This is a genomic window from Methylobacterium sp. 142-1Y (genome assembly GCF_057747795.1).
This window is the reverse complement of the sequence record NZ_CM173224.1, coordinates 347,906-362,469: the sequence shown is the minus strand read 5'-3', so window position 1 is coordinate 362,469 and position 14,564 is coordinate 347,906. Positions and strand designations below refer to the sequence as shown.

10 protein-coding genes are annotated in these 14,564 nt (G+C 69.5%); 4 read left to right on the top strand and 6 right to left on the bottom strand.

Going from position 1 to position 14,564, the window contains the following annotated elements; translation table 11 throughout:
- Nucleotides 1-33: 33 nt before the first annotated feature.
- Together AC3AOF_RS01635 and AC3AOF_RS01630 are read left to right on the top strand one after the other, a co-directional pair.
- Complete coding sequence (locus AC3AOF_RS01635; RefSeq protein WP_488347501.1) at nucleotides 34-804, top strand: FadR/GntR family transcriptional regulator; 771 nt, start codon at nucleotides 34-36, stop codon at nucleotides 802-804.
- A 38-nt stretch (nucleotides 805-842) separates the two neighbouring features.
- Complete coding sequence (locus tag AC3AOF_RS01630) at nucleotides 843-1,784, top strand: dihydrodipicolinate synthase family protein (RefSeq protein WP_488348945.1); 942 nt, start codon at nucleotides 843-845, stop codon at nucleotides 1,782-1,784.
- 61 nt (nucleotides 1,785-1,845) lie between these two features.
- Here AC3AOF_RS01630 and tkt read toward each other — a convergent pair whose 3' ends face one another.
- From tkt to AC3AOF_RS01605, 5 genes are all read right to left on the bottom strand, one after another.
- Nucleotides 1,846-3,822, bottom strand: coding sequence for a transketolase (gene tkt, locus AC3AOF_RS01625; RefSeq protein WP_488347500.1), 1,977 nt, complete (start codon nucleotides 3,820-3,822; stop codon nucleotides 1,846-1,848).
- Nucleotides 3,823-3,952: 130 nt separating this feature from the next.
- Complete coding sequence (locus AC3AOF_RS01620; protein ID WP_488347499.1) at nucleotides 3,953-5,101, bottom strand: acyl-CoA dehydrogenase family protein; 1,149 nt, start codon at nucleotides 5,099-5,101, stop codon at nucleotides 3,953-3,955.
- Nucleotides 5,102-5,334: 233 nt separating this feature from the next.
- Entirely contained in the window at nucleotides 5,335-6,543 is a 1,209-nt protein-coding gene (gene pimC / locus AC3AOF_RS01615) for a pimeloyl-CoA dehydrogenase large subunit (RefSeq protein WP_488347498.1), read from the bottom strand.
- Between the two features lie 292 nt (nucleotides 6,544-6,835).
- Entirely contained in the window at nucleotides 6,836-8,941 is a 2,106-nt protein-coding gene (locus AC3AOF_RS01610; RefSeq protein ID WP_488347497.1) for a 3-hydroxyacyl-CoA dehydrogenase NAD-binding domain-containing protein, read from the bottom strand.
- A 76-nt stretch (nucleotides 8,942-9,017) separates the two neighbouring features.
- Nucleotides 9,018-10,220: an acetyl-CoA C-acyltransferase gene (locus tag AC3AOF_RS01605; protein WP_488347496.1), complete on the bottom strand. Its 1,203-nt coding sequence runs from the start codon at nucleotides 10,218-10,220 to the stop codon at nucleotides 9,018-9,020.
- Nucleotides 10,221-10,457: 237 nt separating this feature from the next.
- Between AC3AOF_RS01605 and AC3AOF_RS01600 the strand changes: the two genes are divergently transcribed.
- Nucleotides 10,458-11,231 (top strand): SDR family oxidoreductase, encoded by a 774-nt coding sequence (locus AC3AOF_RS01600; protein ID WP_236990791.1) that lies wholly within the window; start codon nucleotides 10,458-10,460, stop codon nucleotides 11,229-11,231.
- 394 nt (nucleotides 11,232-11,625) lie between these two features.
- The gene (locus AC3AOF_RS01595; RefSeq protein ID WP_488347495.1) at nucleotides 11,626-13,350 is read left to right on the top strand and encodes a class I adenylate-forming enzyme family protein; all 1,725 of its coding nucleotides are present in this window, start codon (nucleotides 11,626-11,628) and stop codon (nucleotides 13,348-13,350) included.
- 242 nt (nucleotides 13,351-13,592) lie between these two features.
- Here the strand turns inward: AC3AOF_RS01595 and AC3AOF_RS01590 are convergent, their stop codons facing one another.
- Nucleotides 13,593-14,498, bottom strand: coding sequence for a peptidylprolyl isomerase (locus tag AC3AOF_RS01590; RefSeq protein WP_236990789.1), 906 nt, complete (start codon nucleotides 14,496-14,498; stop codon nucleotides 13,593-13,595).
- Nucleotides 14,499-14,564 lie beyond the last annotated feature (66 nt).

Below are 14,564 nucleotides of genomic sequence, written 5' to 3'. Positions count from 1 at the left end.
GGGGCGCCTCTCCCGGTCGGTTCGTCACGCGGAATGCGCGCACCCTTCGCCACTTCCCCCGTCACCACGTCTCCCCCGCCTGCGGGCACCGGCCTGGTGGTGATCCCGGCGGGGCGTTCCCGCTCCAACCACGCCGAGGTGGCGCGCAGCCTCGGCACCGCGATCATTGCCGGGCGCTATCCGGCCGGCGCCAAGCTGCCGGGGGACGGCGAGCTGCTCGCCGCCTTCCGGGTGTCGCGGCCGGTCCTGCGCGAGAGCGTCAAGACCCTGGTGGCCAAGGGGCTGCTGACCACCAGGGCGCGGGTCGGCACGGTGGTGCGGGAGCGCGCGGCCTGGAACATGTTCGACGCCGACGTGCTGGCCTGGCACCTCGAGGCCGGCATCGACCGGCGCTTCCTGCGCGACCTCGCGGAGATCCGGCTCGCGGTCGAGCCGGCGGCGGCGGCCTTGGCGGCCGAACGCCGGACCGCCGACGACCTCGCCGCCCTGGAGGCCGGCCTCGCGCGGATGCGGGCCGAGCCGTCCGATTCCATCGGCTTTGCCGAAGGCGACCTCGCGCTCCACGTCGCGGTGGCGGTCGCCTCCGGCAATCCGTTCATGCGCTCGATCGGCGGGGTGATCGAGGTGGCGCTCCGGGCCTCGTTCCAGCTCAGTGCCCCGGTCGAGGCGGCGGAGCGCGAGACGGTGCTGGCCGCCCACGCCGCCATCGTCGCGGCGATCGCGGCCCGCGATCCGGAGGCCGCGGCGGCGGCCCTGCGCGAGGTCATCCATAACGGCCTGCGCCGCCACGGTGCGGCGGCCTGAAAACCCCCAAGGAGGCAAACGCCGTGTCCAACAACGCCATGTCCAACCAAGAAAAGTCCACTGCTCCCCGCCCCTATCGCGGCGTCTTCCCCGTCGCCCCGACGATTTTTCACGATGACGGCACCCTCGACCTCGACGGCCAGCGCCGGGCGATCGACTTCATGATCGAGGCCGGGTCGCACGGATTGTGCATCCTCGCCAACTTCTCCGAGCAGTTCGTCCTCACCGATGCCGAGCGCGAGGAGGTGATGCAGGCCGTGCTGGAGCACGTCGCCGGCCGGGTGCCGGTGATCGTCACCACCACTCACTTCGCCACCCATATCTGCGCCGAGCGCTCGCGCCGGGCGCAGGACCTGGGGGCCGCCATGGTGATGATCATGCCGCCCTATCACGGGGCGACGATCCGGGTGACCGAAGCCGGCATCGCGCGGTTCTTCCAACAGGTCTCCGACGCGATCTCGATCCCGATCATGATCCAGGATGCGCCGGTCTCCGGCACCACGCTGTCGGCCGCCTTCCTGGCGCGGCTCGCCCGCGAGGTCGAGAACGTGTCCTACTTCAAGATCGAGACCGCGCAGGCGGCGGCCAAGCTCCGCACGCTGCTCGAACTCGGGGGCGACGCGATCGAGGGCCCGTGGGACGGCGAGGAGGCGATCACGCTGCTGGCCGACCTCGATGCCGGCGCCACCGGCGCCATGACCGGCGGCGGCTATCCCGACGGCATCCGCCAGATCATCGACCCCTACCTCGCCGGGCGCCGCGACGAGGCGGTGCAGGCCTATGGCCACTGGCTGCCGCTCATCAACTACGAGAACCGCCAGACCGGGTTGGCGGCGGCCAAGATCCTGATGAGGGAAGGCGGCATCATCCGCTCGGATGCGGTGCGGGCGCCGCTGGAGCTGCCGCATCCGGCGACCCGGGCCGGGCTCATCGAGATCGCCCGGAGCCTCGATGCGGCGGTGTTGCGCTGGGGGCGGTGAACGGGCTTCGCCCTCCTGGGAACCTCTGCTTGAGGCTCCCGGAAGGGCGGGACCCGGCGCGCTACAGCCGCGCCCGCACCTCCTCCACGACCCGCTCCGGGGTGAAGCCGAAATGGCGGGCGAGGTCGGCTTCCGCCCCCGAGGCACCGAAGCCGCTCATGCCGACGAAGCCGCCGTCCTCGCCGAGATAGCGGTCCCAGCCGAGACGGACCGCAGCCTCGATCCCGACCCGCACGGTCCCGGGCCCCAGGATCTCGCGGCGATAGGCGGCGTCCTGGCGCTCGAACAGCTCCCAGGACGGCATCGAGACCACCGCGGTCGGGATGCCCTCCTCCTCCAGCCGGCGCCGCGCCTCGACGGCGAGCGCCACCTCGGAGCCGGTGGCGAGCAACGTCACGCGGCGGGGGCCCGACGCCTCCTCCAGCACGTAGGCGCCGCGGGCGGACCGGTTCTCGCCCGCGCCGTCGCGACGCAGGGCCGGCAGGGCCTGGCGGGCGAAGATCAACGAGGACGGGCCGGTGCGGGTCTGAAGTGCGATCTCCCAGCATTCCGCCGCCTCGACGGCGTCGGCCGGACGCAGGACCAGCATGTTGGGAATGGCGCGCAGCGAGGCCAGGTACTCGACCGGCTGGTGGGTCGGCCCGTTGCGGCCGATGCCGATCGAATCGTGGCTGAACACGAACGGCACCGGCAGCCCCATCATGGCGGCGAGCCTTAAGGTCGGGCGCAGGTAGTCGGAGAAGACCAGGTAGGTGACGCCGACCGGCACCACGCCGCCATGGGCGGCCATGCCGTTCATCATCGCCCCCATGGCGTGCTCGCGGATGCCGTAATGGACGTAGCGCCCGCTCTGGTCCTCGGCGGTGAAGGCCTTCAGCTTGCGCTTGTGCTGGGTCGCGCCTTCCAGGTCCGGCGCGCCGGAGAGGAGTTCGGGGATGGCGTCCGCCAGACGGTCGACCAGCTCGCCCGAGAGCGCGATCCCGGATTGCGCCTTGCCCGACCGGGCGGCCTCGTCGCGGAAGGCGCGCAGGGGCGCCTCCCAGCCCTCCGGCAGCTTGCCGTCGCGCAGGCGGTCGAGCAGGCGGCGGCGCTCCGGCGGCAGGGCGGCGACGCGGCGGGTCCAGGAGTCGAATTCGGGGGCGTTGCGCTCGCCGGCCGCGCGCCAGGCGGCCCGGATCTCGTCCGGGATCTCGAAGGCGGGATGCGGCCAGTTCAGCGCCTTGCGGGCGGCCTCGCTCAAAGAAGCCGGGATGCGGGCGGAATGGGCCGCCCGGGTACCCTCGACGCCGGGCAGGCCGCGGCCGATCACCGTGGAGCAGCGGATCATCGAGGGGCGCGGATCGGCCTTGGCCAGCAGCAGGGCGGCCGAGACCGCCTCGATGTCGTGGCCGTCGACCTCCTGGACGTGCCAGTGGCTCAGGCGGAACCGCGCCGCCATGTCGTCGCTCAGCGCGAGGTCGATCGCGCCGTCGTCGGTCATCCGGTTGTCGTCCCACAGGAAGGTCAGCTTGCCGAGGCCCAGGTGGCCGGCGAGCGAGATCACCTCCTGGCCGACGCCCTCCTGCAAACAACCGTCGCCGACGAGGGCATAGGTGCGGTGGTCGATGAGGTCGGGCCCGAGCCAGCGATTCAGGTAGGCCTCGGCCAGCGCCATGCCGGCGGCGTTGGCGATGCCCTGGCCCAGCGGCCCGGTGGTGGTCTCGATGCCGTGGGCGGGGGCGTATTCCGGATGGCCCTCGCAGGGCGAACCGAGCTCGCGGAAGCGCTTGATGTCGTCAAGCCCGATCCCCGCATAGCCCGAGAGATGCAGCAGCGAGTAGAGCAGCATCGAGCCGTGGCCGTTCGACTCGACGAAGCGGTCGCGGTCGAACCATAGGGGTTCGCGAGCCAGGAACTTGAGGTGGCGGGTGAAGAGCGCCGTCACCGTGTCGGCGGCACCGAGCGGCGTGCCCGGATGCCCCTCGCCCACCCGCTCGATGGCGTCGATGGACAGGAAGCGGATCGCATCCGCGAGCGCGCGCGGCTCGATGCCGGTCATTGGGGGTCCCTCCCAGGGGAATTGTCGGATGCTCTTGAGGCGAGATCACCCAACAATCGCCCGGAGCGGAACTCAAACGAGTTTTATCCGCGCCGGGATGAGCGGGATTCATCTCCCGCCCGATCTCGCGTCAGGCGGCGATCAGCCCGCCCATCCGGGCGACCCGGCCGAGATGGTGGTCGGCATCGCCGAAGAGCTGGTCGATCATCGTGACCCGCTTGAAGTAGTGGCCGACGCTGTACTCCATGGTGACGCCGACGCCGCCATGGAGCTGCACCGCGCCCTGGCCGACGATGCGGCCGGAGCGGCCGATCTGCACCTTGGCGCCGGCAATCGCCCGGGCGCGTTCGTCCGCCTCGTCCTCGCCCGCCATCATGGTGGCGAGGAAGGCCATCGAGCGGGCCTGTTCGAGCGCGATGAACATCTCGGCGGCCCGGTGCTGGAGCACCTGGAACGAGCCGATCGTCACCCCGAACTGCTTGCGGGTCTTGAGGTACTCGACCGTCAGGTTGTGCATCCGGTCCATGGCGCCGACCGCCTCGGCGCAGAGCGCCGCGATCGCCTCGTCGGTGACCCGCTCGATCACCGGGAGGGCGCCTGCCGGATCGCCGATCACCGCGTCCGCTCCGACGCGGACCGAGGACAGCGACACCTCGGCTGCCCGCATCCCGTCCTGGGTCGGGTAGCCGCGGCGCGACACGCCCTCGGCATTGCCCTCGACCAGGAACAGGCCGATCCCGTCGCGGTCGCGGCGCGAGCCCGCGGTCCGGGCGGAGACGATCAGCCGGTCAGCACTGTCGCCGTGCAGGACCAGCGACTTCTCCCCCTCCAGCACCCACCCGTCGCCGTCGCGCCGCGCGGTGACGCCGACATCGTGCAGGTCGTAGCGGGCCTGGCGCTCGCTATGCGCGAGGGCGTAGCGGGTCTCGCCGGCGATGAGGCCGGGCAGCCATTCGGCGCGCTGCTCCGGGCTCGCGGCGTGGCGCAGCACGCCGCCGGAGAGCACGACGGTCGCCAGATAGGGCTCCAGCGCCAGCGCGCCGCCGAACGCCTCCATGACGATCATCGTCTCGACCGGCCCGCCGCCGATGCCGCCATCCTCCTCCGAGAACGGCACCGCGAGCAGGCCCTGCTCGGCGTAAGCCACCCACATCGCCTTGGCGAAGCCCTCCGGCTCCTTCCCGTAGCGCTTGCGGGATTCGAAATCGTAGCGGTCGGTCAGCAGCCGCTCGACGCTGTCCTTGAGGAGGCGCTGCTCCTCGCTCAGATCGAAATCCATCGGGTCGTTTCCGTTCTCGCCGGTCTCGAAACGCGGCTTGTTCGATTGATCCCAATCACGACCTCATCCTGAGGTGCGACCGGAGGGAGCCTCGAAGGAGGGTTCCAGAAGTCTCGGCGATCCCTGGAGCCCTCCTTCGAGGTCAGTCGATCTTCGATCGACTGACACCTCAGGATGAGGTCGAGGGGAGGAAGGGTCGGGTGGCTACTTTCCAGCCCAACCCTCCCCTATCCTCAAAGCCCCAGGATCGCCTTCGCGATGATGTTCTTCTGGATCTCGTTCGAGCCGCCGTAGATCGAGATCTTGCGCCAGTTGAAGTAGGTCGGCGCGGCCGGCCCCGCCCAGTCGGGACCGACCGGCGGCTCGTTGCTCAAGGGCTCGTCGCCCTCGTCCTCGGCGGCGTAAGGCAGGGCGTAGGGGCCGACGACCTCGAGCAGCAATTCGGTCGTCGCCTGCTGGATCTCCGAGCCCTTGATCTTGAGGATCGAGGAGGCCGGGTCGGGCTTCCCCTTCTCGCGGGTGCGCTCGGCCGCCACCACCCGCAGCTGGGTCATCTCCAGCGCCTTCAGCTCGATCTCGAGCGCCGCCAGCTTCTCGCGGAAGCGCGGATTCTCCAGGATCGGCGTGTCGCCGACGCGCTCGATCGCCGCCAGCTCCTTCAGGCGCCGGATGCGCTGCTTCGAGACGCCGACCCGGGCGATGTTGGTACGCTCGTTGCCGAGCAGGAACTTGGCGTAGTCCCAGCCCTTGTTCTCCTGGCCGACCAGATTTTCGACCGGCACCTTCACGTCGTCGAAGAAGACCTCGTTGACCTCGTGCCCGCCGTCGATGGTCTGGATCGGCCGCACGGTGATGCCCGGCGTCTTCATGTCGATGAGGAGGAAGCTGATGCCCTCCTGCTTCTTCACGGTGGCGTCGGTGCGCACCAGGCAGAAGATCCAGTCGGCATACTGGCCGAGCGTGGTCCAGGTCTTCTGGCCGTTGACGATGTAGTGGTCGCCCTCACGCACCGCCTTGGTCTTGAGAGAGGCGAGGTCGGAGCCCGAACCCGGCTCGGAGAAGCCCTGGCACCACCAGTCGTCGATGTTGGCGATGCGGGGCAAGAAGTGCTTCTTCTGGGCGTCGTTGCCGAACTGGGCGATCACCGGCCCGACCATGTAGACGCCGAATTGCAGCGGCGACGGGGCCGGGAAGCTCTGCAGCTCGTCGAGGAAGATGTACTGGCGCACCGGATCCCAGCCGGTGCCGCCCCACTCGACGGGCCAGTTCGGCACCGCCCAGCCCTTCTTGTTGAGGATCTTCTGCCAGGTGACGATGTCGTCTTTCGACGGATGACGGCCGTCGATCAGCTTCTGGCGGATCTCCGGCGGCAGGTTCTCTTGGAAGAAGGTGCGGACTTCCTGGCGGAAGGCGCGCTCCTCGGGGGTGAAGCGAAGGTCCATGGGTGCCTCCTGACTCGTTTATAGTCTTAACTGTATCGGCTCGGCGCCCGACCCTCCCCCCTCTGCGGGGGAGGGTGGACCCTGCGTCAGCAGGGGCCGGGAGAGGGGCAGCGCGACGCTTCAGGATTGGCGCCCGTCAGAGCGGTTCAGTCCGATCCGGAAGCGGCGTCCCCTCTCCCGCCCGGCTCCGCCGGGCACCCTCCCCTGTGCCCAAGTCGGGCTTGCCCGACTTGGGCACAGGGATGCGGAACTCGGGCAAGCCCGAGTTCCGTGGGGGGAGGGTTCGGGCGCCTTACAGATCCTTGAAGCCCTTGCCCTCGGCCGCCAGCCGCTCCAGCAACGCCGACGGCTTGAACGCGTCGCCGTACTCGGCCTGGTAGGCGCGCAGGCGTTCCAGCACCTTGGGCAACCCGATCGTGTCGGCCCAGAACATCGGGCCGCCGCGATAGACCGGCCAGCCGTAGCCGTTGATCCACACGATATCGATGTCGGAGGCCCGGATCGCCTTGCCCTCTTCGAGGATCTTCGCGCCCTCGTTGATCATCGGGTAGAGGGTGCGCTCCAGGATCTCCTGGTCGGTGGCATCCCGGCGCTTGACGCCCTGGCGCTCGGCCACCTTCGCGATGATCTCCTCGGTGACCTTCGAGGGCGTCGCCTTGCGCTTGGCGTCGTAGTCGTAGAAGCCGGCACTCGTCTTCTGGCCGCGGCGATCCTGCTCGCAGAGGAGGTCGCGGACGCTCTCGGACTTGTTGGTTTCCCGGCTCCAGCCGATGTCGAGGCCGGCGAGGTCGCTCATGGTGAACGGGCCCATCGGCAGGCCGAACTCGTAGATCACCCGGTCGACGTCCCAGGGGGTGACGCCCTCGAGGATCAGCCGGTTGGCCTCCCGCTGGCGCTCGGCCAGCATCCGGTTGCCGACGAAGCCGTGGCAGACGCCGACGAGCACCGAGATCTTGCCGATCTTGCGGCCGATCTGCATCGCGGTGGCGACGACGTCCTTGGCGGTCTTCTCACCGCGCACGACTTCCAAGAGGCGCATGACGTTGGCCGGCGAGAAGAAGTGCATGCCGATCACGTCGGCCGGCCGGTTCGTCATCGCCGCGATGGCGTCGATATCGAGATAGGAGGTGTTGGAGGCCAGGATCGCGCCGGGCTTGGCGATGGTGTCGAGCTTCGAGAAGATCTCCTTCTTGATGCCCATATCCTCGAACACGGCCTCGATGATGAGGTCGCACTCGGCCAGCGCCTCGAGCTCCAGGGTGTCGGTGAGGAGGCCCATCCGGGTCTCGACGTCCTCCGGCTTCAACCGGCCCTTCTTGGCCGTGTTCTCGTAATTGGTGCGGATGGTCTTGAGGCCGCGATCGAGCGCCTCGCGCTTCGTCTCGACGATCGTCACCGGGATGCCGGCGTTCAGGAAATTCATCGAGATGCCGCCGCCCATCGTGCCGGCGCCGATCACGCCGACGCGGGCGATGGGGCGGGCGGGCGTGTCGTCCGGCACGTCCGGGATCTTGGCGGTCTGGCGCTCGGCGAAGAACACATAGCGCTGCGCCGCCGACTGGGTGCCGGAGACGAGTTTCTGGAATTCCGCCCGCTCGAAGGCCAGCCCCTCGTCGAAGGGCAGCCGGCAGGCCGCCTCGATGCAGGCGATGCAGGCTTCCGGCGCCTCGAAGCCGCGGGTCTTGCGGGCATTCTCCTGGCGGAATTCCGCGAACAGGCCGGGATTGTCGCGGCCTTCGGCGATCTTGTCGTCGCGGTCGCGAATCTTGAGGAGCGGCCGGCCTTCCGCCACCACCCGCTCGGCAAAGGCGACCGCGTGGGCGCGAAGCCCGTCCTCCGGGGCCAGTTCGTCGATCAGCCCCATTGCGGCCGCCGCCTTGGCGCCGATCGGCGAGCCGCCGACGATCACCTCGAGCGCCTTGCGCGGGCCCACCACCCGCGGCAGGCGCTGGGTGCCGCCGGCCCCCGGCAGGATGCCGAGCTTGACCTCGGGCAGGCCGACCTTGGCGCTCGGCAAAGCCACCCGGTAATGGCAGGCGAGCGCCGTCTCCAAGCCACCGCCCAGCGCGTTGCCGTGGATCGCCGCGACGACGGGTTTGCTCGCCGCCTCGATGCGGTTGAGGAGGTCGGGCAGGCTGATGCCGCTTTGCGGCTTGCCGAACTCGGTGATGTCGGCGCCCGCCGAGAACATCCGGCCGCCGCCGATCAGCACGATCGCCTTGACGGCGGGATCGGCCTCCGCGGCGTCCACCGCCGCCAGGATGCCCTGGCGGAGCGCGGTTCCGAGCGCGTTGACCGGGCCGGATTGCAGCGTCAGCACCGCGACCGCGCCCTCGCGGGCGCTCGACACGACGTTGTCGTTGGTCGGCGTACCTTGGGCGTTGGAATCTTGCGCCATATCCCAAAAAATCCCTCTGCCGGCTTCCTCCGGGCGCCTCTTGCCGGGCGCCGTCACGAGCCGGAATGTGGCAGGATCAGTAGATCTCGAACAGGCCCGCGGCGCCCATGCCGCCGCCGACGCACATCGTCACCACCCCGTACTTGGCGCCGCGGCGCCGTCCTTCCAGCAGGATGTGCCCGGTCATCCGTGCCCCCGACATGCCGTAGGGATGCCCGATCGAGATCGCGCCGCCATTGACGTTCAGGCGCTCGTCCGGGATGCCGAGTTTATCGCGGCAATAGAGCACCTGGCTGGCGAAGGCCTCGTTCAGCTCCCAGAGATCGATGTCCTCGACCCTCAATCCGTGCTGCTTGAGGAGCTTGGGCACCGCGAAGACCGGGCCGATGCCCATCTCGTCCGGGTTGCAGCCGGCCACCGCCATGCCGCGATAGGCACCGAGCGGCGTCACACCCCGGCGCTCGGCCTCGCGCGCCTCCATCAGCACGACCGCCGCCGCCCCGTCCGAGAGCTGGCTGGCATTGCCGGCGGTGATGAACCGGCCTTCCTTGATCCGCTGGCCGTCCTTGAACACGGGCTTGAGGCCCTGGAGGTCCTCGAGCTTGGTCTGGGGCCGGTTGCCCTCGTCCTGCGCGAGCGTGATGTCCTTGTGCGAGACCGCGCCGGTCGCCTTGTCGACGACCGCCATGCGGGCGGCCATCGGCACGATCTCGTCGGCGAACCGATTCTCGGCTTGCGCCCGGGCCGTGCGCTGCTGCGATTGCAGGGCATAAGAATCCTGCGCCTCGCGGCTGATGCCGTAGCGCGCCGCCACGTTCTCGGCGGTCTCGATCATCGTCATGTAGATCGCCGGCACGTGCTCGACGAGCCACGGATCCTGGGCCCGGAACCGGTTGACCTTGTCGTTCTGCACCAGCGAGATCGATTCGAGACCGCCGCCGACCGCGACGTCGAGCCCGTCGGTGATGATTTCCTTGGCCGCCGTGGCGATCGCCATCAGGCCCGACGCGCATTGCCGGTCGAGGCTCATGCCGGCCACCGTCTCGGGCAGCCCGGCACGCAAGGCCGCCTGACGGGCGATGTTGCCGCCGGTCGAGCCCTGCTGGAGGGCTGCGCCCATCACCACGTCGCCAATCTCGGCCGGGTCGATGCCGGCGCGCTTCACGGCATGCGCGATGGCGTGTCCGCCGAGCGCCTGCCCTTGCGTGTCGTTGAAGGCGCCCCGGTAGGCCTTGCCGATGGGGGTGCGCGCGGTGGCGACGATGACGGCTTCCCGCATCTGGTGGTCTCCTCCGATGCCGCCCACCGCTACGGGGGACGGGTTTTGCCGTATTATCGGGGATTGGGTATGGAGCCGCAAGCCCCCGGACTCTGGGCCGGAGCGAGGGAATTGCTCTCGGTTCCGCCCTCGCTACGGCCGCGTTTTCGAAAACACGGCTTGCTTAATCGCCATACGGGGCTAAGCTCGCCGCAAAAGCAAGGCCTGTTTGAGAAGGCCCCGCGGGAGGACGCCCCCATGCAGACGCCGCTCTTCGATCTCACCGGCCGCGTCGCCATCGTCACCGGCTCGTCCCGCGGCATCGGCCGCGCCATCGCCGAGCGCCTGGCCGAGCACGGCGCCAAGGTGGTGATTTCCTCGCGCAAGGCGGAGGCCTGCGCGCCGGTGGCCGAGGCGATCAATGCCCGCCACGGCGCGGAACGGGCTCATGTGATCGCCGCCAGCATCTCGTCGAAGAGCGACCTGGAGCGCCTGGCGAAGGGCACCGAGGACCGCTTCGGCCGCATCGACACGCTGGTCTGCAACGCCGCCTCGAATCCCTATTACGGGCCAATGAGCGGCATCTCGGACGACCAGTTCCGCAAGATCCTCGACAACAACGTGATCGCCAGCCACTGGCTGATCGGGTTCTGCGCCCCCGGCATGATCGAGCGTCGGGACGGGTCGGTCATCCTGGTCTCGTCGGTCGGCGGCCTGAAGGGCTCGGGCGTGATCGGCGCCTACAACGTCTCGAAGGCGGCCGATTTCCAGCTCGCCCGCAACCTCGCGGTGGAGCTCGGACCGCACAACGTGCGGGTCAACTGCATCGCCCCGGGCCTGATCCAGACCGACTTCGCCCGCGCCCTGTGGGAGGACCCCACGTCGCGGGCCGCCTACACGGCGCGCACGCCGCTCGCCCGCATCGGCCAGCCCGACGAGATCGCAGGCGCCGCGGTGTTCCTGGCGAGCCCGGCCGGCGCCTTCATGACCGGCCAGAGCATCGTGATCGACGGCGGCCAGACGATCACCTGACCGGGCGCACAGCCCACCCCGTCACGTCGCCATCCGTCATGCCTTTCCATCCCACCCGCGACCTCATCCTGAGGTGTTGGCGATCAGAGATCGCACTCGATCGGAGATCGACCGATCTCTAAGTAGGGATCCAGAACTCTCCGCGCTCTCTGGAGCCCTCCTTCGAGGCTCACTGCGGTCGAATGCGATCTTCGATCGCCAGCACCTCAGGATGAGGTCGCGGGTGGGAGCAAGAGGCTAAGCAGATTTCGCAAAAGTGGCCGCCGGTTTTGCGGAAAAAATCTGCGATAAAACAAGGATCTAAGCGGACGAAGCGTTGGCCTGCCAACGCAAGTCTGCTTAGAACATCCAAGCCAAACAGGCTCCCAGCGAGCCGCCAGTCACGAGCCCGCCGATGACCGAGCAGACGATTGCCCCGTCCTGGCCCGCCCTCTCGCTTGCCGAGGTGAATGCGCGCCTGACCGCGCCGGGCTCGCCCTTCGCGGTGAGGGAGATCGCGATCCGCGGCGTGCCGACCCGGATCTGGGCCAACGCGCCGCTCACCCTGCGCGACGTGTTCCTCGCCGGACGCGCGCACGGGGACAAGACCTTCCTAGTCTACGAGGACGAGCGGGCGAGCTTCGAGGCGTTCGGCCGCGCCACCCTGGCGCTGGCCGACGACCTGATCCGCGGCGGCGTCCGCCCCGGGGACCGGGTGGCGATCGCGATGCGCAACCTGCCGGAATGGCCGGTGGCGTTCTTCGCGGCGCTCCTCGCCGGGGCCATCGCGACGCCGCTGAACGCCTGGTGGACTGGCCCGGAGCTCGATCACGGCTTCATCGATTCCGGTGCCTGCGTCGCCATCGTCGACGAGGAACGCTGGGCCCGCATCAGCGAGCGCCGCGACGGCTATCCGGCCCTCAAGCGGGTGCTGATCGCCCGCGCGCCGGCCGCCGTCGGCACCGAGAGCCTGACCGACCTCATCGGCCCGATCGCGGACTGGGCCAAGCTGCCGGAGGGCCGGATCCCCGACCTGCCGATCGGTCCGGAGGACGTCGCCACCCTGTTCTACACCTCCGGCACCACCGGCCGCTCGAAGGGAGCGATCGGCACCCACCGGGCCGGCGCCAGCAACGTGATGGCGCATCCGTTCTCGGCCGCCCGCGCCTTCCTGCGCCGGGGCGAGCCGGTCCCGGCACCGGACCCGTCGGCGCCCCAGAAGGTGGGCCTGCTCTCGATCCCGCTCTTCCACGTCACCGGCTGCTTCGCCACCCTGGTGCCGAACCTCTTCCGCGGCGGGCGCCTGGTGATGATGCGGCGCTGGGACCTCGCCCGCGCGATGGCCTTGATCGAGCGCGAGCGCTGCACCAGCGCCGGCGGCGTGCCGACGATCGCGTTCCAGCTCCTCGACGGGATGGCGGCCGGCACCCACGACCTCTCGTCCCTGGAGACGATCAGCTACGGCGGCGCCCCGGCCCCGGCCGACCTGGTGCGCCGCCTGCGTGCCGCCTTCCCGAACGCCCAGCCGGCGACCGGCTGGGGCATGACCGAGACCACCGCCACCTTCACCCACCACCAGAGCGAGGATTACGTCCACCGCCCCGAGAGCTGCGGCCCGCCCCTGCCGATCTGCGAAGCGGAGGTGAGAGACCCGGAGGAGAACCCGCTGCCGTCCGGCGAGGTCGGGGAATTATGGGTCAAGGGCCCGATCGTGGTCGCCGGCTACTGGAACCGGCCCGACGCCGACGCGACGGTGTTTCGCGACGGCTGGCTGCGCACCGGCGACCTCGCGCGGATCGACGAGGAGGGCTTCATCACCATCGTCGACCGGGCCAAGGACATGCTGATCCGCGGCGGCGAGAACATCTACTGCGCCGAGGTCGAGGGCGTCCTCTACGATCACCCGGCGGTGGTCGACGCCGCCGTCGTCGGCATCCCCCACCCGACGCTGGGCGAGGAGCCCGGCGCCGTGGTGGCGATCGCCCGCGGTGCGGAAGCCAGCGAGGCGGACTTGCGCGCCTTCGTGGCCGCGCGGCTGGCCGCCTTCAAGGTACCGGTTCGCATCCTGCTCCACGACGAGATTCTGCCGCGCAACCCGAGCGGCAAGATCTTGAAGGGAGAGTTGAAGAAGTTGTTTTGATCTTGGAAGAAAGTTGCAGATTTTATCTTGTGATCGTTCTCAACGATGCAGGTCCCGTCCGCGTCGTGTCGGCCCGCGGAATCCGCAGCGATCGCCTCTCACAGCCGCGACCTCATCCTGAGGTCGCGGCTGTGAGAGCCCGATAGCCGGCAGACTTCAGACCAGTGTCGTGTACCGCGTTCCCCGGCAAAAAGCCCCGGAAGCCGTGCTCCCCGGGGCTTTCCGTCGACCGAAGTCGGGTCTTACTTCTTCTCGTCCGCTTTCGGCGCGGTCGCCGGAGCGGCCGGGGCCGCCGCAGTCTTCTCGATCTTCGCGCCCTCGCGCAGCTTGGTGATCAGGTCCTGCTGCGTCTTGCGGGTGAGATAGGCCTCGACCTGCTCCTTCATCTCGTCGAAGCTCGGCACCGGCTTGGTGCGCTTCTCCTCGACCTTGATGACGTGCCAGCCGAACTGGGTCTTGACCGGGTCGGAGATCTTGCCGGCCTCCATCTTGAACGCCGCGTCGGCGAAGGGCGCGACCATCCGCTCCTTGGTGAACCAGCCGAGATCGCCGCCCTCGGCTTTCGACCCGGGATCCTTCGAGGTCTCGGCCGCGACCTTGGCGAAGTCCTCGCCGGCCTTCAGGCGCGCGGCGATCTTCTTGGCCTCGGCCTCGTTGTCGACGAGGATGTGGCGGGCATGCACCTCCTCCTCGGGCTTCATCGCCTTGACGGTCTCGTCGTAGAGCGCCCGCTCGGCCTGCGGCGTCACCGCCTTCTTGGCCTCGCGCTCCAGGTACTCGTCGAGGAGGAGCTTGTCGCGGAAGTAGGCGAGCTTGCGGACGAAGTCCGGGTTGTCGGCGATCTTGGCCTTCTCGGCTGCCTGGGCGCCGATCTTCAGGTCGACCATGTAGTCGACGAGGAGACCCTTCTTCTGCGCCTCGTCGACGCCGGGCAGCGACAGGGCCGGATCGTCGGCCGCCACCGCGAGATCGCCGGCGGTGATGGGTGAGCCGTTGACCTTGGCGACGACGGTGTCGGGCGACTGGGCGGGGGCCGGAGCGGCGGCAGGGGCCGCGGCGGGGGCGGGCGCTTGAGCGAGTGCCGCTCCCGGCAGAAGGAGCCCGAGGGCGAGCGCGCCGTTGCGCCAGAGGGGGGAGAGGGTCGGCATGGCGTGATCCTTGGGGCCCGTGCGCGAAGTCGGTCTTGAGACCGGCGGACAGGTGGCAAAGATCGG